17 protein-coding genes and 1 tRNA gene are annotated in these 20,699 nt (G+C 64.0%); 11 read left to right on the top strand and 7 right to left on the bottom strand.

What is annotated here, in order from left to right; genetic code table 11:
• Positions 1 to 30: 30 nt before the first annotated feature.
• Positions 31 to 1,659, bottom strand: coding sequence for an MFS transporter (locus N181_RS17340; protein ID WP_014330659.1), 1,629 nt, complete (start codon positions 1,657 to 1,659; stop codon positions 31 to 33).
• Between the two features lie 256 nt (positions 1,660 to 1,915).
• Here N181_RS17340 and rimP point away from each other — a divergent pair, with 256 nt between their 5' ends.
• The 10 genes from rimP (at position 1,916) to N181_RS17290 (ending at position 15,190) form a co-directional block, all read left to right on the top strand.
• Positions 1,916 to 2,533 (top strand): ribosome maturation factor RimP, encoded by a 618-nt coding sequence (rimP, locus tag N181_RS17335; protein ID WP_014330660.1) that lies wholly within the window; start codon positions 1,916 to 1,918, stop codon positions 2,531 to 2,533.
• Between the two features lie 46 nt (positions 2,534 to 2,579).
• A complete protein-coding gene (nusA, locus tag N181_RS17330; RefSeq protein WP_037398729.1) occupies positions 2,580 to 4,190 on the top strand; it encodes a transcription termination factor NusA in 1,611 nt (536 codons plus the stop codon).
• A 6-nt stretch (positions 4,191 to 4,196) separates the two neighbouring features.
• Positions 4,197 to 4,898: an RNA-binding protein gene (locus N181_RS17325; protein ID WP_014330662.1), complete on the top strand. Its 702-nt coding sequence runs from the start codon at positions 4,197 to 4,199 to the stop codon at positions 4,896 to 4,898.
• A 105-nt stretch (positions 4,899 to 5,003) separates the two neighbouring features.
• Entirely contained in the window at positions 5,004 to 7,673 is a 2,670-nt protein-coding gene (gene infB / locus N181_RS17320; protein WP_037436934.1) for a translation initiation factor IF-2, read from the top strand.
• A 173-nt stretch (positions 7,674 to 7,846) separates the two neighbouring features.
• Positions 7,847 to 8,254 (top strand): 30S ribosome-binding factor RbfA, encoded by a 408-nt coding sequence (rbfA, locus tag N181_RS17315; protein WP_014330664.1) that lies wholly within the window; start codon positions 7,847 to 7,849, stop codon positions 8,252 to 8,254.
• Positions 8,255 to 8,263: 9 nt separating this feature from the next.
• On the top strand, positions 8,264 to 9,199 hold the full coding sequence (gene truB / locus N181_RS17310) for a tRNA pseudouridine(55) synthase TruB (protein ID WP_014330665.1): 936 nt from the start codon (positions 8,264 to 8,266) through the stop codon (positions 9,197 to 9,199).
• 225 nt (positions 9,200 to 9,424) lie between these two features.
• Positions 9,425 to 11,131, top strand: a complete 1,707-nt coding sequence (locus N181_RS17305; protein ID WP_037398733.1) for a sensor histidine kinase — start codon at positions 9,425 to 9,427, stop codon at positions 11,129 to 11,131.
• A 191-nt stretch (positions 11,132 to 11,322) separates the two neighbouring features.
• Positions 11,323 to 11,592, top strand: a complete 270-nt coding sequence (rpsO, locus tag N181_RS17300) for a 30S ribosomal protein S15 (RefSeq protein ID WP_012710040.1) — start codon at positions 11,323 to 11,325, stop codon at positions 11,590 to 11,592.
• Positions 11,593 to 11,939: 347 nt separating this feature from the next.
• Entirely contained in the window at positions 11,940 to 14,093 is a 2,154-nt protein-coding gene (gene pnp / locus N181_RS17295) for a polyribonucleotide nucleotidyltransferase (protein WP_014330667.1), read from the top strand.
• Positions 14,094 to 14,173: 80 nt separating this feature from the next.
• The gene (locus N181_RS17290; protein ID WP_014330668.1) at positions 14,174 to 15,190 is read left to right on the top strand and encodes a class I SAM-dependent methyltransferase; all 1,017 of its coding nucleotides are present in this window, start codon (positions 14,174 to 14,176) and stop codon (positions 15,188 to 15,190) included.
• A gap of 100 nt (positions 15,191 to 15,290) precedes the next feature.
• On the opposite strand, the gene fabI is transcribed toward N181_RS17290, so the two are convergent.
• The 3 genes from fabI to fabA are packed head-to-tail and all read right to left on the bottom strand — an operon-like array spanning position 15,291 to position 17,890.
• Positions 15,291 to 16,097, bottom strand: coding sequence for an enoyl-ACP reductase FabI (fabI, locus tag N181_RS17285; protein ID WP_014330669.1), 807 nt, complete (start codon positions 16,095 to 16,097; stop codon positions 15,291 to 15,293).
• A gap of 4 nt (positions 16,098 to 16,101) precedes the next feature.
• Positions 16,102 to 17,322: a beta-ketoacyl-ACP synthase I gene (fabB, locus tag N181_RS17280; protein ID WP_014330670.1), complete on the bottom strand. Its 1,221-nt coding sequence runs from the start codon at positions 17,320 to 17,322 to the stop codon at positions 16,102 to 16,104.
• 52 nt (positions 17,323 to 17,374) lie between these two features.
• Positions 17,375 to 17,890 (bottom strand): 3-hydroxyacyl-[acyl-carrier-protein] dehydratase FabA, encoded by a 516-nt coding sequence (gene fabA, locus N181_RS17275; protein WP_014330671.1) that lies wholly within the window; start codon positions 17,888 to 17,890, stop codon positions 17,375 to 17,377.
• Between the two features lie 376 nt (positions 17,891 to 18,266).
• On the opposite strand from fabA, the gene irrA reads away from it, so the two are divergent.
• Positions 18,267 to 18,689: an iron response transcriptional regulator IrrA gene (irrA, locus tag N181_RS17270; RefSeq protein WP_014330673.1), complete on the top strand. Its 423-nt coding sequence runs from the start codon at positions 18,267 to 18,269 to the stop codon at positions 18,687 to 18,689.
• A 93-nt stretch (positions 18,690 to 18,782) separates the two neighbouring features.
• On the opposite strand, the gene N181_RS17265 is transcribed toward irrA, so the two are convergent.
• The 3 genes from N181_RS17265 to N181_RS17255 form a co-directional block, all read right to left on the bottom strand.
• Complete coding sequence (locus tag N181_RS17265) at positions 18,783 to 19,418, bottom strand: trimeric intracellular cation channel family protein (protein ID WP_014330674.1); 636 nt, start codon at positions 19,416 to 19,418, stop codon at positions 18,783 to 18,785.
• Positions 19,419 to 19,536: 118 nt separating this feature from the next.
• Entirely contained in the window at positions 19,537 to 20,325 is a 789-nt protein-coding gene (locus N181_RS17260; protein WP_014330675.1) for a YdcF family protein, read from the bottom strand.
• Between the two features lie 108 nt (positions 20,326 to 20,433).
• Positions 20,434 to 20,509, bottom strand: a tRNA-Ala gene (locus tag N181_RS17255).
• Between the last annotated feature and the right edge of the window lie 190 nt (positions 20,510 to 20,699).

The raw sequence follows: 20,699 nt of genomic DNA, 5'->3' as shown, positions 1-20,699 counted from the left end.
GTACTGGGCGTCGGATTTTCGTGCCCCGCCTCAGTGCATCTCGGCCGGCTGCTTGTAGCGCTCGTAATGCCCCGGAACGATCGTCTGGCGCTCGATCAGCCGGTGGACGTACGGCGGCCGGGCGCCGCGGTGCAGTTCCGTCAGCTTGTCGCCGACGGCCGCATCGGCCTGCGTGCGCCGTTGGTTGTGACGGACATATTCGACCCAGGTCGGCACGTGGTAGGTCTCGGTCCAGGTCGTCGGGTTTTCGAGGTCGCGCATCAGCGCCCAGTGGCCGGCGCCGTCGCGGATGCGGATGCGGCGTCGTTCCGCCATGGTCGTCAAGAATTCTGGGATGTCCGCCTCGTCGATCTCGTAGTCGATCATCACGACGATCGGACCGCTGCGCGGCTTCAGGTCGAGGGCGAGCAGCGGTTCGTTGAAGCGGTTGAGCGGATCGAGGTTCAGCGACGTGAATTCCGGCAGCGCGAAACGCAGGCCGATGGCGATGCCGGCCAGCATGAGAAGACAGGAGCCGATGAGGGCATTCGAGGCGCCGTATGCCTCGGCGGCTGCGCCCCAGAGCCAGCTGCCGCCGGCAATGCCGCCGAACGTCGTCGTCTGGTAGAGGGAGAGTGCGCGGCCGACCACCCATCGCGGCGTCGAGAGCTGCACCGTGGTGTTGAACAGCGACAGGGCCAGCACCCATGAGGCGCCGGAGACGGTGAGCACCAGCGAGGTGAGCCAGGCCGTCGTGCTGAGCGCGGTGACGACTGCGCTTGTCGCGAAGCCGGCGAAGGCCAAGCGGACGATCGTCTCGCTCGACAGGAACTCCCGGAGCCTGGCGCTGAGCAGCGCACCGCCGATCGCGCCGAGGCCGAAGGCGCCGAGCATGATGCCGTAGGTGAGCGGCCCGCCCTTGACGAGATCGCGGGCGACGAGCGGCAGGAGCGCAAGGATCGCGCTTGCCGAAAGGCCGAAGGCGAAGCCGCGCAGCAGCACCTTGCCGATATTCGGCGACATCGCCACATAGCGAAGGCCGGCCGAAACCGCCCGGCCGAGCCTTTCGCGCGGCAGCGGGCTCTGCGGGAGGCTCGGTCGCCAGCGGGAAAGCGCGAAAAGAATCGCGAAATAGCTGAGCGTGTTGGCCGCGAAGGCCGCAGCCGCTCCGGCGGCGGCGACGATGGCGCCGCCGATCGCCGGGCCGACGCTGCGGGTGATGTTGAAGCCCATGCTGTTCAGCGCCACCGCCGCCGGCAGATCGTTGCGCGGCACCATGTCGCCGACCGAGGCCTGCCAGGACGGATTGTTGAGCGCCGTGCCGCAGCCGATCAGGAAGGTGAAGAGCAGGAGCAGCCACGGCGTGATGAGCCCGAGATAGGCAAAGACCGTCAAGAGCGCCGAAACGGCAAGCATGAAGGTCTGTGCGACGAACATGATCCGCCGTCGGTCGAAATTGTCGGCAAGCGCGCCCGAGACCAGCGAGAAGAGCATGATCGGCAGCGAGATCGAGGCCTGCACCAGCGCCACCATGTTTACCGACTGGGAGATCGACGTCATCAGCCAGGCGGCACCCACAGCCTGGATCAGTCCGCCGAAATTGGAAGCGAGGCTGGCGATCCAGATGATACGGAAGGTATCGTGTCGGAAGGGGGCCAGCGGCGATATACGGTTCGTCACCTCGGGTCTCTTTCGTTAGCCATGCTGATCTTAGAGCTTCGTTATAACCCTCGAAATGCGGCACGCCAGCCGCTTAAACTGGCCATTGGCCAAGCTTTGTGGCGATTTGCGCCCTTTGCCTGACGGGACTGTCGCAAGCCTTGCAATTTCCGGCGATGGGGCGTATATCAGCCTCAAATTCTTGATCGGTAGATGAAGAGTGGGCCCGTCAGGACCCGCTCTTTTTTGTTAGCCGGTCCGATGAGGAGATGATCGTTTGTCCGATCCGACAGCGGCTGAAATTGCAAATGAACCGCGGCTGATCACCGAAACCGGCCTCGACCGGCGCATTGCCGACATCATCGAGCCAGTCATGGTACAGATGGGTTTCCGCCTCGTGCGCGTGCGCATGTCCGGCCAGAACGGCCTGACGCTGCAGATCATGACCGAGCGCAACGACGGCACCATGACCGTCGAGGATTGCGAGGACGTCTCCAAGGCCATCTCGCCGGTTCTCGATGTGGAAGATCCGATCGACAAGGCGTATCATCTCGAAGTGTCGTCGCCGGGCATCGATCGCCCGATGGTGCGCAAGTCCGATTTCGTCCGCTGGCAGGGCCATCTGATGAAGTGCGAGACTTCGATCATGGTCGACGGGCGCAAGCGCTTCCGCGGTAAGATCGTGTCGGTGGACGAGGAGGACTTCCGCCTCGAGCGCGACCAGCCCGCCTATGGCGAAGAGGCCATGGTTGCCATCCCGTTCACCGCCCTTTCGGAAGCACGGCTGATCCTGACCGACGACCTGATCCGCGACGCTCTGGCGGCCGACAAGAAGGCGAAGGCGGCGCGCGCCGCCAACCAGAATTTCGAAGACGAAAATTCAGATATCGAATGAGGCAGGGCGCTTTTCCAGGCCCCCTGTAACCAGACGGAGACAAGACATGGCAGTCAGTGCTAACCGGCTCGAGCTTCTGCAGATCGCGGACGCTGTGGCACGCGAAAAGGTCATCGACCGCGAGATCGTTCTGGCCGCGATGGCGGACGCGATCCAGAAGGCGGCCCGTTCGCGCTACGGTTCGGAATCGAACATTCGGGCGGACATCAATTCCAAGACCGGTGAAATCCGTCTCCAGCGCCTTCTCGAAGTCGTCGAGAAAGCCGAGGACTACTCGACGCAGATCCCGCTCGAGCTTGCCCGCGACCGCAACCCCGACGCCAAGCTCGGCGATTTCATTGCCGATCCGCTGCCGCCGATGGACTTTGGCCGCATCGCCGCCCAATCCGCCAAGCAGGTGATCGTGCAGAAGGTTCGCGAAGCCGAGCGCGATCGCCAGTTTGAGGAATTCAAGGATCGTGTCGGCGAGATCGTCAACGGCACCGTCAAGCGTGTCGAATACGGCAATGTCATCGTCGATCTCGGCCGTGGCGAAGGCATCATCCGCCGCGACGAGATGATCCCGCGCGAAAACATGCGCTATGGCGACCGCGTTCGTTCCTTCGTTTACGATGTCCGCCGCGAACAGCGCGGTCCGCAGATCTTCCTGTCGCGCACGCATCCGCAGTTCATGGTGAAGCTCTTCACCATGGAAGTGCCGGAGATCTACGACGGCATCATCCAGATCAAGTCCGTCGCCCGTGATCCGGGTTCGCGCGCCAAGATCGCCGTCGTCTCGAACGATTCGTCGATCGATCCGGTCGGAGCCTGCGTCGGCATGCGCGGCTCGCGCGTCCAGGCGGTCGTCGGCGAGCTCCAGGGCGAGAAGATCGATATCATCCCGTGGTCGCCGGATCCGGCCTCCTTCATCGTCAATGCCCTGCAGCCGGCCGAAGTCAGCAAGGTCGTTCTCGACGAGGACGCGGAGCGCATCGAGGTCGTCGTGCCGGACGAGCAGCTGTCGCTGGCGATCGGCCGCCGCGGCCAGAACGTTCGCCTCGCCTCGCAGCTTACCGGCTGGGACATCGACATCCTCACCGAGCAGGAGGAGAGCGAGCGTCGCCAGAAGGAATTCAACGAGCGCACCCAGCTCTTCATGGATTCGCTGGACGTCGACGAGATGGTCGGTCAGGTGCTCGCTTCCGAGGGCTTCGCCCAGGTCGAGGAGCTTGCCTATGTCGATCTCGACGAGATTTCCTCGATCGATGGCTTCGACGACGAGACGGCGACCGAAATCCAGACGCGCGCCCGCGAATTTCTCGAGAAGATCGAGGCGGAAATGGACGCCAAGCGCAAGGAGCTCGGCGTTTCCGACGAACTGCGCCAGATCGACGGCCTCACCAGCCTGATGCTGGTAGCCCTCGGCGAGGAAGGCATCAAGACGATCGAGGACTTCGCCGGCTGTGCGGCTGACGACCTCGTCGGCTGGACCGAGCGCAAGGACGGCGAGACCAAGCGCTTCGAGGGGACCTTTTCGAAGCTCGATGTCAGCCGCGAAGAGGCCGAGGCAATGATCGTCCAGGCGCGCCTGGCGGCCGGCTGGATCACCGAGGAAGACCTCGCAGCCGATCAGGACGAGCCGATCGAAGTTGCCGAGGGCTCGGAGCAGGACGCCTGATCCACGATGACAGCCGCCACCGAAATCTTGCCTTCGGAAGTCCTGCCTTCGGACAAGGGCCCGAAGGACCGGAGCGGCAGTAGCCGGACCTGCATCGTCACGCGCGAGAGCGGATCGCCGGATGAGCTGATCCGCTTTGTTGCCGGGCCGGACGGGCGCGTCGTGCCCGACCTGAAGCGCCAGCTTCCAGGACGCGGCTGCTGGGTCAAGGCGGAGCGGCCCTTCGTCGAAAAGGCGATGGCGAGGAAGCTCTTCGCCCGCGCCCTGCGCACAGAGGTCAAGGCCGAGGCGGCGCTGGCCGACGAGGTCGACAGGCTGCTCGCCGAGCAGCTTGCCGGAATGATGAACATGGCGCGCAAGGCCGGCCAGTTCGTCTCCGGAGCCACGAAGACTGAGCAGGCGGTGCGCGGGCTCGCGGCGCTTGGCGTTTTCCACGCGATCGACGCGGCCGCCGACGGCGTTCGCAAGATCGATAAGGCCCGCAAGGCGATGAGCTTCGTTGCCGACGATGAAACGGAAATACCCGCGTTCCGCCCGTTTGCGGCGGCGGAAATGGAGGGGCTTTTGGGAAGTAATGCTTTTATCCATGCCGCAGCGCTTGCAGGGCAGGCGGGTGAGGGTGTAGTGAAGCGCGCAATCATGCTCGAAAAGTACCGAGGATCCGTCCCGGTCCGGGCCGAAGGCGGCGCTGATAAGCCACAGCAATGACACGCGTCACCGGCAGAGGCCGGCATCGCGAGCGCTGTTTGAGACAAATTGGAAGACGGGGTCAGGTGTTTCGCATCCGGCCCTGATCGCTAGGAACGGAACGGAATGACCGACAACAAAGACGACAAGACATTCAGCGTAGCGGGCAAGAAGACGCTGACCCTGAAGCCCTCCGGGGTGACGCAGGGAACCGTGCGCCAGGATATGGGCCGCGGTCGCACGAAGGCGGTCGTGGTCGAAACCAAGAAGACACGCGGCCTGACGCGGCACAAGGACGAGCGGCCGATCACGCCGGTGAGCGCCGCGCCCGTGGCGCGGCCTGCCGAGCCGCGCCCCGTTCAGCCGCATCCGTCCGGCCGGCCGGCCCCGCAGCCGCAGCCGCATCAGCCGCGCGCCGAGCAGAACCGTCCGCGCATCGGTGTCGTGTTGAACGACCTTTCGGCCGGTGAGATGGAGGCCCGTCGTCGTGCGCTGGCCGACGCCCAGGTCCGCGACGCCGAGGAGGCCAAGCGCCGCGCCGAAGAGGAAGCGCGCCGCCGCGTCGAGGAAGAAGCGCGCATCGCCCGCGAGAAGGAAGAGGCGGTCCGCCGCGCCGCTGAAGAGGCTACTCGCCCGGCCGTCGAAGTCGAGAAGGCCGAGGCCGCAGTCGAGGCAGAGCGCCCGGTCGTCGCCGAGCGCCGCGCTGAAACGCGTCCGCAGCCCGCCCGTCCGGCGCCTGCCGCGCCCCAGGCGCCGGCGGCCCCTGCAGCGGCCCTTCGTGGCCGTCGCGCAGGTCAGGAGGAAGAGGAAGAGCGCCCGCGCGGCGGGGCCGGTCCGGTCCGCGGCAAGGTCGTCCGTCCCGAGCCGGCAAAGCCTGCCCCCCGCGCCAAGGGCGACGAGGGCCGTCGCCAGGGCAAGCTGACGCTGACGGCTGCCGTCGACGAAGACGGTAGCCAGCGCGGCCGATCGCTTTCGGCGATGCGCCGCCGCCAGGAGAAGTTCAGGCGCAGCCAGATGCAGGAGACGCGGGAAAAGATCTCGCGCGAGGTCGTCCTGCCGGAGACCATCACGATTCAGGAACTGTCGCAGCGCATGTCCGAGCGCGCCGTCGACGTCATCAAGTTCCTGATGAAGGAAGGCCAGATGATGAAGCCCGGCGATCTGATCGATGCGGATCTCGCCGAGCTCATCGCCGGCGAGTTCGGCCACACGGTCAAGCGCGTCTCTGAATCCGACGTCGAGGAAGGCATCTTCAACGTCGCCGATATGGAGGAGACCATGGTATCCCGCCCGCCGATCGTGACGATCATGGGCCACGTCGATCACGGCAAGACGTCGCTGCTCGACGCGATCCGCCACGCCAATGTGGTCGCCGGCGAAGCAGGCGGCATCACCCAGCACATCGGTGCCTACCAGGTCGAACAGAACGGCCAGAAGATCACCTTCATCGACACCCCCGGCCACGCCGCCTTCACGGCGATGCGTGCCCGCGGCGCCCAGGCGACGGACATTGCCGTCCTCGTCGTCGCGGCCGATGACAGCGTGATGCCGCAGACGATCGAATCGATCAATCACGCCAAGGCGGCCGGTGTGCCGATCATCGTGGCGATCAACAAGATCGACAAGCCGACGGCGAACCCGCAAAAGGTCCGCACCGAGCTGCTGCAGCACGAGGTCTTCGTCGAATCGATGGGTGGTGAGGTGCTCGACGTCGAGGTTTCGGCGAAGAACCAGACCAATCTCGACAAGCTGCTCGAAGCGATCCTGCTGCAGGCCGAAATTCTCGATCTCAAGGCCAATCCGGACCGGACGGCCGAGGGTACGGTGGTGGAAGCCGAACTCGACCGCGGCCGCGGTGCGGTTGCCACCGTTCTCGTCCAGAAGGGAACGCTGACGCCCGGCCAGATCATCGTCGCCGGCGATCAGTGGGGCCGCGTGCGCGCCCTGGTCAACGACAAGGGTGAGCACGTCAAGGAAGCCGGCCCGTCCATGCCGGTCGAGGTCCTCGGCCTTTCCGGCACGCCGGCGGCCGGCGACAAGTTCGCCGTCGTCGAGAACGAAAGCCGTGCGCGCGAGATCTCCGAATATCGTCAGCGGCTTGCCCGCGAGAAGATGGTGGCTCGCCAGTCCGGCTCGCGCGGCTCGCTCGAGCAGATGATGAGCCAGCTCCAGGCCTCCGGCCTGAAGGAGTTTCCGCTGGTCATCAAGGGCGACGTGCAGGGCTCGATCGAAGCGATCGCCGGTGCCCTGGACAAGCTCGGAACGGACGAAGTCAGGGCGCGCATCGTGCATTCCGGCGCGGGCGGCATCACCGAGTCGGATATCTCGCTCGCCGAAGCCTCGAATGCCGCGATCATCGGCTTCAACGTCCGTGCCAACAAGCAGGCGCGCGATGCGGCCGAACGGTCCGGTATCGAAATCCGCTACTACAACATCATCTACGACCTGGTGGATGACGTGAAGGCGGCGATGTCCGGCCTGCTTTCGCCCGAACGGCGCGAGACCTTCCTCGGCAATGCCGAGATCCTCGAGGTGTTCAACATCACCAAGGTCGGCAAGGTCGCGGGCTGCCGCGTCACCGAAGGCAAGGTCGAGCGTGGTGTTGGCGTCCGCCTGGTGCGCGACAACGTCGTCATCCACGAAGGCAAGCTCAAGACGCTCAAGCGCTTCAAGGACGAGGTCTCCGAGGTCCAGTCCGGCCAGGAATGCGGCATGGCCTTCGAGAACTACGAAGACATCCGCGCCGGCGACACGATCGAGTGCTTCCGCGTCGAACACATCACGCGGACGCTCTAAGTCGATCCGGCAGCAGATTGTGGGAGCGCCGGATTACCTCCGGCGCTCCTGTTTTTTGCGGGACGAGATGAGCTGTCGGCGATGCATCGCCCCTAGCTGCCGCCACTATTGAACCGATTGCGTCTCGATTTCGGCCGATGCGACCGCAATCGCCGTGATCCAGGATAAACACGATGACCAGATCCACATCCTCCGCTCCGTCCCAGCGCATGCTGCGCGTCGGCGAACAGGTGCGCGCCGCGATCACCCAGGTCCTGCAGCGCGGCGAGGTGCGCGACCCGCTGATCGAGAAGACGGTGATCTCGATTTCCGAAGTGCGCATGTCGCCCGATCTGAAGATCGCCACCGCCTATGTCACGCCGCTCGGCGTCGCCGATCATGCCGTCGTCATCGAGGCGCTGAACAAGCACGCGAAATTCATTCGCGGCCGGCTCGGGCCGCAACTCCGGCAGATGAAATACATGCCGGACGTGCGCTTCCGGGACGACACCAGCTTCGACAACTACCAGAAGATCGATGCGCTGCTGCGCTCGCCGGAAGTCAGCCGCGACCTCGATCCCGACACCGACGACCAAGAATAAGAAAGATCCATGTCCAAGCCGCGCAAACCCAAGGGCCGCCCGATCTCGGGCTGGCTGATCCTCGACAAGCCGCTCGATTTCGGCTCTACCGAGGCGGTCTCCAAGATCAAGTGGCTGTTCAAGGCGCAGAAGGCCGGTCATGCCGGAACGCTTGATCCGCTGGCCTCCGGCATGCTGCCGATTGCGCTGGGCGACGCCACGAAGACCGTTCCCTATGTCATGGACGGCCGCAAGATCTACGAGTTCACCGTGGCCTGGGGCGAGGAGCGCTCGACCGACGACCTCGAGGGCGACGTCGTTCGCGCCTCTGCCGAGCGTCCGAACGAGGAGGCGATCCGTGCCCTGCTGCCGAAATATACCGGCGTGATCAGCCAAGTGCCGCCGCAGTTCTCGGCAATCAAGATCGATGGCGAGCGTGCATACGATCTTGCTCGCGATGGCGAGACCGTCGAAATTCCGGCGCGCGAGGTGGAGGTCTTCCGTCTCGCCCTGATCGGCAGCACGCCGCATCTCGCCCATTTCGAGATCGAATGCGGCAAGGGCACCTATGTCCGTTCGCTCGCCCGCGACATGGGCCGCGATCTCGGCTGCTTCGGCCATATCGCCTCGTTGCGCCGCACCTTTGTCGCCCCCTTCGGGGAGGAGGACATGGTCGCGCTCGCCGATCTCGTTGCGCTGGAAAAGATCGAGGACGATGCGGAACGCCTTGCCGCCCTCGACGATTATCTGATCGATACCGGCGAGGCGCTTTCCGATCTGCCGCATGTTGCGGTCAGCGACGATCAGGCGCACCGGCTCAGGATGGGCAACCCGGTTATCCTGCGCGGTCGAGACGCGCCGCTGCCGACGCCCGAGGCCTATGCGACCGCGCGCGGCAAGCTCGTAGCGATCGGCGAGGTCGCCGAAGGTGAATTTCGACCGAAACGTGTGTTCGCCAGCCATTGACCGGCGGCCCCCGCCCAGCCAAGAATCGGTCCGGCCCGCGTGAGCGGCGCATAGACGCTCAACGCAGCTACTGCATGTTTCCTTAATCGTCACCGATTTGAGGATCAAAACATGCAGCGATTCAAAGTGCTACAGCGTCCTCAGTGCGTCTGAAAAGACGCACGGCGCTGTCGGAAGCCCGGAGCCGGAGTCGCGGCGCGGTTCGGGCGGCGAAAGGCGGTTCGGATGCTCAAGGCGCCAGAGAAAAGCGAGGGCGAGGTCACATCCGGCGGCCTTCAGGCGGTTGCGGCCTTTGTGCGTCGGTATCTTCGCAGGCCGTTCAGCTTCTATCTGCTCTCGCTGCTGCTGATCGCGATCGTCCCCTCCTTCATCTTCTCTTTCGTCATCGTCAAACGAAGCGTCGATGCGCAGGAACAGGTCGTCACCTCGCTGCTCAAGGCCTCGACCGGATCGGTGACGCGGATCGTCGAGCGCGAGGTCGAGGGCATGACGATCACCCTCAAGGTCCTGTCGACCTCCGGGGCCGTCAATCTCCGCGATCTGCGCGGCTTTTACGACCGCGCTTCGAGTGCGTTGGCGGGCACCCATTCCAATCTGATCGTCGTCGATAGCGACCACAATTTGCGGATGAACACCGGCGTCCCTTTCGGAACGCTGTTGGGGCGGTCATCCGATCCGGACCTCGACGTTGCTCTCAAGAGCAGCGGACCGCTCGTTTCGGGCGCCTTCTTCGCCAACACCACAAAGAGTTGGGTCTTCAACGTCTATCTGCCGATAAACGGTCCGGACGGCGAACGCTATCTGTTGGGCCTGACCCAGGATGCCGCTCGCATGGCCAAGGCGGTCAATCGCGACACGCTTTCACCGGGCTGGAATGCCGCACTGGTCGACGGCAAGGGCAAGGTGATCGCTTCGTCGGATCCCTCGACCCGTCCCGGTGAAGCGTTCTTTCTGGACGCACTGCCTCAGATCAGCATCGGCGTCAGCGATATCAACGAGCGTGGCGTGGCCTACCGCGTCGTCTCGGAATTCTCCGTAGTCACCGGCTGGCGCATCGTTGCCTGGGCACCGCGTGAGATCGTCGATGCGCCGATCCTCTGGTCGTTTCTCTGGCTGTCGCTCGGCGGCATCATCTTCGCCAGCATCGCAATCGCCGGATCGTTGATCATCGCGCGGCTGCTGACCCAAGGCGTCAAGCTGCTGGCGCTCGACGCGCGGCGCCTCGGCGTCGGCGAGGTGATCGAGCCACGCCGCTACGTCATTACCGAAGTCGAGGCCGTATCGGCGTACCTTGCCCGCGCAGCGGCGGCGCGAACCAGGGCCGAGGCGGAAATCCGGCTCCTCATGCGGGAGGTCGCACATCGCTCGAAGAACCAACTGACCGTCATCCAGTCGATGCTGGCCCAATCCGCCTGGTCGAGCGAGGATACGTCGGACTTCGTCGATGCGTTCCGCAAGCGGCTGGCGGGCCTCGCCCGATCGACCGATCTGATGATTGCCAATGCAGCGATGGGCGTGGATTTCCGCGAGCTTGCCGAGGAGCAACTGCAACCCTTTGCCCCCGACGAGCCGGGCCGCATCGTGCTTGACGGCCCGGTCTTGCGGCTGGAGACGCAAATGGCGCAGACGCTCGGCATGGTGCTTCACGAACTCGCCACCAATGCGATCAAGCACGGCGCACTCGCCAATGCGACGGGGACGATCAGGCTCGAATGGTCCCTGCCTGCGGATGCAATCATCATTCGCTGGCGCGAAAGCGGCGCGGATCTCGTCGAACCGGCACGGACGCATCGCAGGGGTTTCGGATCGGTGGTGATCGAGCGCATGCTCGGCATGGCCTTGCGCGCCGAACTCGAAAGGACCATGCATGGCGACGGCATCGAATGGCGCATCCGCATCCCTCGCACCGGCGGCGTCGAGGACGGTGCGTAGCAGGTGACGCCGTCGCCATTGAGGCCCGGTGGCGCCGATCGGCGGCCGGCTCGATCGCCCTTTCCTTTTGCGTCCGTTTCGGTTATAGGCACGCCAGCGAAAGGCACCGCCTCTTCGTGTGAACGGCCGCGGCTGGACGACATCCCGGCTGCCGGCGACCCTTAAATCCTCGAAATCGAAAGGATCAACCGATGTCGATCACTGCAGAGCGCAAGGCTCAGCTCATCAAGGATTTCGCAACCGTTGAAGGCGATACCGGTTCTCCGGAAGTCCAGGTTGCGCTCCTGACGGAACGGATCAACAACCTGACCGAACACTTCAAGGACCACAAGAAGGACAACCATTCCCGCCGTGGTCTTCTCGCGATGGTTTCCAGCCGTCGCTCGCTCCTCGACTATCTGAAGAAGAAAGACGAAGCGCGCTACAGCAAGCTGATCGGTGCCCTCGGCATCCGTCGCTAAACGACTGTCCGGCGGGTCGCTCGGCGATCCGCCGACTTTTTTTGGGCGTTGAGCGCCCGCTAAATACTCTCCTGGGCGCCGGAGGCGCGCAAGACGAGAGATGTCCAGCGAGCCGGATGGGCCGGTATCGCGGATCAACCGATGGCCCGTCATGGGGCAGGATTGCAGGATGCTTCGGCGCCTGCTTGCCGAAGCGCTCCCATGCGGGTGAGCGCGGCAAAGCGGTAAGCGGCCGGTTTTGTTTGAAGCCTCCCGTTGTCTTGCCCGTGATGCGCCACACCAAGCGGCAACAAGATCGCCTGCGCTGCAACAGCCGCGGACGATCTCCCGCACACGAAGGACAGAACATGTTCGAGACCCACAAGGTAGAAATCGAATGGGCTGGGCGTCCGCTCAAGCTCGAAACCGGCAAGATCGCCCGTCAGGCCGACGGCGCCGTTCTCGCCACTTACGGCGAAACCGTCGTGCTCGCCACGGTGGTTTCGGCCAAGGCACCGAAGCCCGGTCAGGATTTCTTCCCGCTGACCGTCAACTATCAGGAAAAGACCTATGCCGCCGGCAAGATCCCCGGCGGCTATTTCAAGCGTGAAGGCCGCCCGAGCGAGAACGAGACGCTCGTCTCGCGCCTGATCGACCGGCCGATCCGCCCGCTCTTCCCGGAGGGCTACAAGAACGACACCCAGGTGATCATCACGGTCATGCAGCATGACCTGGAAAACAACCCGGACGTCGTCTCGATGGTCGCAGCCTCCGCGGCGCTGACCCTCTCCGGCATTCCCTTCATGGGCCCAATCGGCGGAGCCCGCGTCGGCTACATCAACGGCGAATACGTGCTCAACCCGCACCTCGACGAAATGGAAGAATCCTCGCTGGATCTCGTCGTCGCCGGCACGCAGGAAGCCGTGCTGATGGTCGAATCCGAGGCCAAGGAGTTGCCGGAAGACGTCATGCTCGGCGCCGTCGTTTTCGGCCAGAAGGGCTTCCAGCCGGTGATCGACGCGATCATCAAGCTCGCCGAAGTTGCCGCCAAGGAGCCGCGCGAGTTCGATCCGGAAGACCACTCCGCTCTTGAAAATGCCATGCTGTCGATCGCCGAAGACGAGCTGCGCAACGCCTACAAGATCACCGAGAAGGCTGCCCGCTACGCCGCCGTCGACGCCGTAAAGGCGAAGGTCAAGGAACATTTTCTGCCGGAAGGCATCGAGAACCCGGCCCATTCGGCCGAGGAAATCGCCTCGGTCTTCAAGCACCTGCAGGCCAAAATCGTTCGCTGGAACATCCTCGACACCAAGAGCCGCATCGACGGCCGCGATCTCGAAACCGTACGTCCGATCGTCTCGGAAGTCGGTCTTCTGCCGCGTACCCACGGCTCGGCGCTCTTCACCCGCGGTGAAACCCAGGCGATCGTCGTTGCCACGCTCGGCACCGGCGAAGACGAACAGTATGTCGACAGCCTGACCGGCATGTACAAAGAACGCTTCATGCTGCACTACAACTTCCCGCCCTTCTCGGTCGGTGAAACCGGTCGCATGGGCTCCCCGGGCCGCCGCGAAATCGGTCACGGCAAGCTCGCCTGGCGCGCTATCCGCCCGATGCTGCCGGAAGCCGAGCAGTTCCCCTACACGCTGCGCGTCGTTTCCGAGATCACCGAATCCAACGGCTCGTCGTCGATGGCGACGGTCTGCGGCACCTCGCTGGCGCTGATGGATGCGGGCGTTCCGCTCGCCAAGCCGGTCGCCGGTATCGCCATGGGCCTGATCAAGGAAGAGGACCGCTTCGCCGTCCTCTCCGATATCCTCGGTGACGAAGATCATCTCGGCGACATGGACTTCAAGGTTGCCGGTACCGAAGCCGGCATCACCTCGCTGCAGATGGACATCAAGATCGAGGGCATCACCGAAGAGATCATGGGTGTTGCGCTCAACCAGGCCAAGGGCGGCCGCCTGCACATTCTCGGCGAAATGGCCAAGGCCATCTCCGAGAGCCGCGGCCAGCTCGGCGAATTCGCACCGCGCATCGAAGTGATGAACATTCCGGTCGACAAGATCCGCGAAGTCATCGGCTCCGGCGGCAAGGTCATCCGCGAAATCGTCGAGAAGACCGGCGCCAAGATCAACATCGAAGACGATGGCACCGTCAAGATCGCGTCCTCGTCCGGCAAGGAGATCGAAGCCGCCCGCAAGTGGATCCACTCGATCGTCGCTGAACCGGAAGTTGGCCAGATCTACGAAGGCACGGTCGTCAAGACCGCCGATTTCGGCGCCTTCGTCAACTTCTTCGGCGCCCGCGACGGCCTCGTCCACATTTCGCAGCTCGCCTCCGAGCGCGTCGCCAAGACGACCGATGTCGTCAAGGAAGGCGACAAGGTCTGGGTCAAGCTGATGGGCTTCGACGAGCGCGGCAAGGTTCGCCTCTCCATGAAGGTCGTCGACCAGGCGACCGGCAAGGAAGTCGCCGCCGAGAAGGGCGAAAAGAAGGACGGCGGCGAAGCGGCCGAATAAGCCGGCTTCAGCCAAATCCAGTTGGGGCGCGGAGCGGATCGCTTCGCGCCCCTTTCTTGTAGGAAGAATGGAAACCACCCATGAGCCGCGACGCGCTGAAGACCCTGTTCCACCCCTTCGAAACCGGTATCATCGATCCGCCGGGGGAAGGCGAGCGTGTGCTCTTTCTCGGTGCCGAGGCGGGCTACAGGCTGCCTGAGGGCTTCGTGGCACCGATGTCCGCCGTGCAGCCCCTGCGGCCGCTCTATCGTGCCCTCGAGGCGATGCGGGCCGATGTGAGCGCTGTCGTTTCGGGCGAGGACTATGACGTCGCTCTGGTGCTCTGCGGCAAGCACAAGGGCGAGAACGAGGACCGGATCGCCGAGGCGCTGAAGCGCACGCGCGAGGGCGCCCTCATCGTCGTTGCCGGCAGCAAGGAAGACGGCATCCAGTCGCTGAGGAAGCGCATCGACAAATTCGAATGGGACGGCGACCATCTGCCGAAGTACCACGGCGTCGCCTTCTGGTTCACCCGGCCGGAGGATGTGGCCGATGCCGTTGATAAACTCGCCAAGGTTCCGGTGCGGGTGGACGGTGTCTTCGAGGCAGCACCAGGCATGTTCTCGCACGATCGCGTCGACGCCGGCTCGGAGCTTCTCGCCTCGCGCTTGCCGAAGGACTTCACCGGCCATGCGGCCGACTTCGGCGCCGGCTGGGGTTACCTTTCGGTGATGCTGGCGCAGGCGTCCCCCGGGCTCAAGGGCATAGATCTGTTCGAGGCCGATCATGATGCGCTGGAAGCGGCGCGTCGCAACGTCAAGGCGAACGCACCGACGACGCCGGCCCGCTTCTACTGGCACGACCTGACGAGCGAGGATACCCGCGACAAATACGACCTGATCGTCATGAATCCGCCCTTCCATGAGGGGCATGCCGCCGAGCCGGCGATTGGATCAGCGATCATCAAGGCGGCGCTGAAGGCGCTGAAGCAGGGCGGCAGGCTCATGCTCGTCGCAAATCGCGGCCTGCCTTACGAGCAGGTCTTGGCAGAGAACGCCAAGGAGTATGGCGAGACCTGCCGCAATGCCCGCTTCAAGGTGCTTTGGGCGAAGCGCTGAGCAGCGCGCTCTCAACAACCCCTCCTCAACCTCTCCCCACAAGGGGGAGGGGTTGGGGAGGGGTTCGTCGATGAAGGAAGCTTAGGGCGAGAGCCCGCCCTTACTCCGCGTCGGCGACGCGCAAGGTCTCGAGTGCCGGCATCGAGGTGATGTTGTAGCCGGAATCCACGTAGTGGATCTCGCCGGTGACGCCGCGGGAAAGGTCCGAAAGGAGGTAGAGCGCCGAGCTGCCGACGTCCTCGATGGTGACGGTGCGGCGCAGCGGCGAGTTCTTCTGCTGCCAGGAGAGCATGGCGCGTGCATCCGAAATACCGGCGCCCGCCAGCGTGCGGATCGGGCCGGCGGAGATGGCGTTGACGCGGATGCCGCGTGCGCCGTAGTCGGCGGCGAGATAGCGCACCGAGGCCTCCAGCGCCGCCTTGGCGACGCCCATGACATTGTAGTTCGGCATCACCCGCACCGAGCCGCCATAGGTAAGCGTCAGCATCGTGCCGCCATCGCTCATGAGGTCGGCGGCCCGTTTGGCGATCTCGGTGAAGGAGAAGCAGGAGATCACCATGGTGCGGCTGAAATTCTCCCGCGACGTGTCCGCGTAGAGCCCTTTCAGCTCGCTCTTGTCCGAAAAGCCGATGGCATGGACGATGAAATCGAGCTTGCCCCAGCGCTCCTTGATCGCCTCGATGACGGCATCGACGGAGGCGATGTCCTCGACGTCGCAGGGCAGCAGGAAGTCGGAATTCACCTCCGCGGCGAGCGGCCTGACGCGCTTGCCGAGCGCCTCGCCCTGGTAGGTGAAGGCGAGTTCGGCGCCTTGGCTCGCGAGTGCCTTTGAGATTCCCCAGGCAATGGAATGGCTGTTGGCCACCCCCATGATGAGGCCGCGCTTTCCGTTCATCAGTCCGTTCATCTTGTTATCCGTTGTAGCGCTGGAAGACGAGCGTCGCGTTGGTGCCGCCGAAACCGAAGGAGTTCGAGAGAACCGTGTCGATCTTGGCGTTGTCGATGCGCTTGCGGACGATCGGCACGCCTTCGAATTCGGGGTCGAGCGTGTCGATATGGGCGCTTTCGCCGATAAAGCCGGCCTGCATCATCAACAGGCCGTAGATCGATTCCTGCACGCCGGCGGCGCCCAGCGAATGACCGGTCAGCGATTTGGTCGACTGGATGTGCGGCATCTTCTCGCCGAAGACCTCGCGGATGGCGCCGATCTCCTTCTGGTCGCCGACCGGCGTCGAAGTTCCGTGGGTGTTGATGTAGTCGACATCGCCCTTCACCGTGGACAGCGCCTGGCGCATGCAGCGCACCGCGCCTTCGCCGGAGGGGGCGACCATGTCGTAGCCGTCCGAGGTCGCGCCATAGCCGACGATCTCGGCATAGATCTTGGCGCCGCGGGCCTTGGCATGCTCCAGTTCCTCGAGCACCAGGACGCCGGCGCCGCCGGCGATCACGAAGCCGTCGCGGTCGACGTCATAGGCCCGCGAGGCGGAGGACGGCGTGTCGTTGTACTTGGAGGACATGGCGCCCATGGCGTCGAAGAGGTTCGACATGGTCCAGTCGAGGTCCTCGTGTCCGCCGGCGAACATCACGTCCTGCTTGCCCCACTGGATCATTTCCGCGGCATTGCCGATGCAATGCGCCGAGGTCGAGCAGGCCGACGAGATCGAGTAGTTGACGCCGTGGATCTGGAACCAGGTGGCAAGCGTCGCCGAAGCCGTCGAGGACATCGCCTTCGGCACCGCGAAGGGGCCGATGCGCTTGGGGCTGACGTTCTTGCGGGTGGTTTCGGCGGCCTCGACGATGGTGCGCGTCGAAGCCCCGCCGGAGCCCATGATGATGCCGGTGCGCTCGTTGGTGATGTCGGCGGCTTCGAGGCCAGCATCGGCGATCGCCTGCTTCATCGCCACGTGGTTCCAGGCGCCGGCCTGCGACAGGAAGCGCATGGCGCGCCGGTCGACGAGGTCGGTCGGGTCGAGCGTCGGCTGGCCCCAGACCTGGCACTTGAAGCCATGCTCGGCGAAATCCGGGGAAAAGGTGATGCCCGATTTTGTTTCGCGCAGCGACGCGGTGACTTCGTCGGCATTGTTACCGATCGAGGAAACGATGCCGAGGCCCGTTACAACAACCCGTCTCATGATAGATGACCTTTTGTTAGTTTGGATCCGTGCGGGGCGCGGGCCCCGCAGTTCAGTCGGCCTTTTCCTGGAAGAGGCCGACTTTGAGGTCGGTAGCCTTGTAGATCACTTCGCCGTCGGCCTTCATCCAGCCGTCGGCAATGCCGAGAACCAGCCGGCCGCGCATCACCCGCTTGAAGTCGATGCCGTATTCGACCAGCTTGGTCTTCGGCGTCACCATGCCGGTGAACTTGACTTCGCCGGTCGAGATGGCGCGGCCCTTGCCGGGCTCGCCGAGCCAGCCGAGGAAGAAGCCGGTCAGCTGCCACATGGCGTCGAGGCCGAGGCAGCCCGGCATTACCGGATCGCCCATGAAGTGGCAGGGGAAGAACCAGAGGTCCGGGGTGATGTCGAATTCGGCGCGCACATAGCCCTTGTCGTGGGGGCCGCCGGTTTCGGAAATCTCGGTGATGCGGTTGAACATCAGCATCGGCGGCAGCGGCAGCTGCGCATTGCCGGGGCCAAACATTTCGCCTCGGCCGCAGGTCAGGATTTCCTCATAGCTGAAGCTGGATTGCCTGGTGGTCATGAATGGTTGCTTCCCCGAGTTCTCAAGTGTTCTCCGACCTGCTTTAGAGCAAGTTCGGCCTGAATTGAAGCGCGGCCCGCATCGGTCGTCGCCGGTTGCAGTTTGTCACGTTCTTCCAAGTAGAGCGACATGCGGGTGGGAAAACCTGTCTCGCATCTCCCTTTCGCCGCTCCCTGTGGCGATAGCGTTCCGCCGTCGCTTACAGTATGAATGTGGCGTCTGCTAGAGTTAAATGCCAGCCTTCCCCCGCTTTAGGCCGATTTTCAGGCCCTTGCGGCCGCTTCCACGGTCTGAGTCTATTGAAAGCCTCGGCGCCAGAAGTTATATCGCAAGCTGATACTCCATAATCTTGGCAGGAATATCGGAACGGCTCTGGATGACGAAAGCAACGGAAATCTCTTCGCAGGAGAGGCTGCGCAATTCGGGATTGCGCCCGACGCGCCAGCGGATTGCGCTTGCCGATCTGATTTTCGCCAAGGGCGACCGCCATCTGACGGTCGAGGAACTGCATGAAGAGGCGGTCGACGCCGGTGTCCCGGTTTCGCTCGCGACTGTCTACAACACGCTCCATCAGTTCACCGAAGCCGGCATGATCCGCGTTCTCGCCGTCGAGAGCGCCAAGACCTATTTCGACACCAATGTCTCGGATCATCACCATTTCTTCATCGAAGGCCAGAACGAGGTCCTCGATATCCCGGTGAGCAACATCCAGATCGGCAATCTCCCCGAGCCGCCGGAAGGCATGGAGATCTCCCATGTCGACGTGGTGGTCCGGCTGCGCCGCAAGACGCAGCGCTGAAGAAGCGCGTCGCCTGACGACGCGCGCTTTCCCGTATTTCTGCTCTGCATGTCGTTACCCCAAGACCGCTGCGTCCTTTTGGGCGACGTGCAGCTACATCACTTCGTCCGGATCGCGGCCTGGACCGGCCTTGCCGATCGGCAGCGTCCAGCCGTATCTGAGCGCCCCGCCGCGCACCGCAAAGGCGGCAGCGACGCCGAGCGCCGAGCTTGCGGCAAGCGGCAGGCCGGCGAGGCTCGCCACGACGAAGGCGCCAGCGCCGACAAGTGCGGCGGTGACATAGATTTCCGGCCGGAGCAGCACCGAGGGTTCGCCGGCCAGGAGATCGCGCAGGATACCGCCGAAGGTCGCCGTCAGCATGCCGGTGACGATCGCGACCGTCGGCGAGCCGGTGGCCGCCAGCCCCTTGGCAGCGCCCATCACGCAATAGGCCGAAAGCCCGACCGCATCGAGCCAGACGAGCAGCCGGTAACGCGACTCGAAGCGGTGCGAGGTCAGGAACACCAAGAGCCCGACCGCGGCGCAGACAAGCACATAGGCCGGGTTCAGCACCCAGAACACTGGCGTTGCGCCGAGGATCACGTCGCGCATCGTGCCGCCGCCGATGCCGGTGACGGAGGCCAGGAACAGATAGCCGATGATGTCGAGCTGCTTGCGCGAGGCCGAAAGCGCGCCAGTCGCGGCGAACACGGCGATACCGCCATAGTCGAGGATTTCGAGAATCGGCATGAATGCTCCGCTTGCAACTGCGTTGCTCAAATCAATAGCGCAGCGGCGTCTACAAGTCAGGGGCCGCGTTGACGCGAAAGGCTGTCATCTCCAGATGAATTGCTCGCTCATCGCTGCATCACTGCGGCAGCAGCGTCTGCGTCCGGCCGAGCAGATAGTAGGCGAGAAGCCCGGTCCATTCCTTGGCAGCGGTCGTCGCCAGTTGCGCGTTGAGCGAGGGCTGGGTGAAATCGAAGCCGAGCCGCACCCTGCCGCTCGTCCGGTAGTCCGCCGGCCAGGGAACGACCGCGATGCCGTTGGCGCGGAAGAGGCCGACCGAGCGGGACATATGATAGGCCGAGGTGACCAGCGCGCAACGTTCGAGCCGGTTGGCCGCCAGCAGGTCCCTGGTGTAGCGGGCGTTCTCGAACGTCGTGCGCGAGTCTTCTTCACGGATCACCCGATCGGCGGCGATCCCGAACGCGTCGAAGAAGCCTTGGGAGGCCCGCGCATCGCCCTCATAGGCGCCGCTGATCGAACCGTCGCCGCCCGAAACAAGGATGCGCGCCGCCGGATAGGCCTTGGCGAGCCGTACCGTCTCGATGAAGCGATCCGCCGCCTGGTTGAACTCCATGCCGCCGCGGCTTGCGATCACCACGTTCTCGAAGGCGCCGCCGAGCACGATGATGCAGGAGAGCTCTGTGGGAGGCGGAGAGGGGCGGGGAAAGCGGTCCTCGAGGATCTGCAGGAAATAGGGGCCGGTAGTGGTGAAGAGGCTGAGGAACAGGACGATCAGGCCGAGTGAGGCGAAGACGCTGCCACTGCGGCGGAAGCGGGCGAGGATCAGCAATACGCCGACGAGCAGGCTCAGGAAGGCGAGGGACAGCGGCTGGGCGACGAGCCAGAAGATTTTGGAGGCGAGGAACATGCAGACTGCTCTTCGGCTCGCTTGGTTAAAATATTGTGAATTCCATCGTTAGTGGCGAGTAGCGTGACGCAAGATCGCTCAATACTGCATCGCACAGTGGAAGGATTTTGGTGGAGCTAAGCGGGATCGAACCGCTGACCTCTTGCATGCCATGCAAGCGCTCTCCCAGCTGAGCTATAGCCCCATCAAGGGTCCGGCAGTGCCGGTTCCGGGAAACCGTCGGGCAGTGTGCCCGGCGAGTGGCGGCTTATTACTTCCGCTTTTTGCAGATGGCAAGCCGAAATTGAGGACCGGGTCGATTTTATTTTCTCTTCCGGCCATCCGCCCGGCCGCCGCATGAGTTGGCGGCCGAAGCGGCTTTTATTCGTCTTTTG

Origin of the sequence: Sinorhizobium fredii USDA 205, from assembly GCF_001461695.1 — a bacterium.
GTDB classification, from domain to species: Bacteria; Pseudomonadota; Alphaproteobacteria; order Rhizobiales; family Rhizobiaceae; genus Sinorhizobium; species Sinorhizobium fredii.
This window is presented reverse-complemented; position numbering and strand designations above follow the sequence as displayed.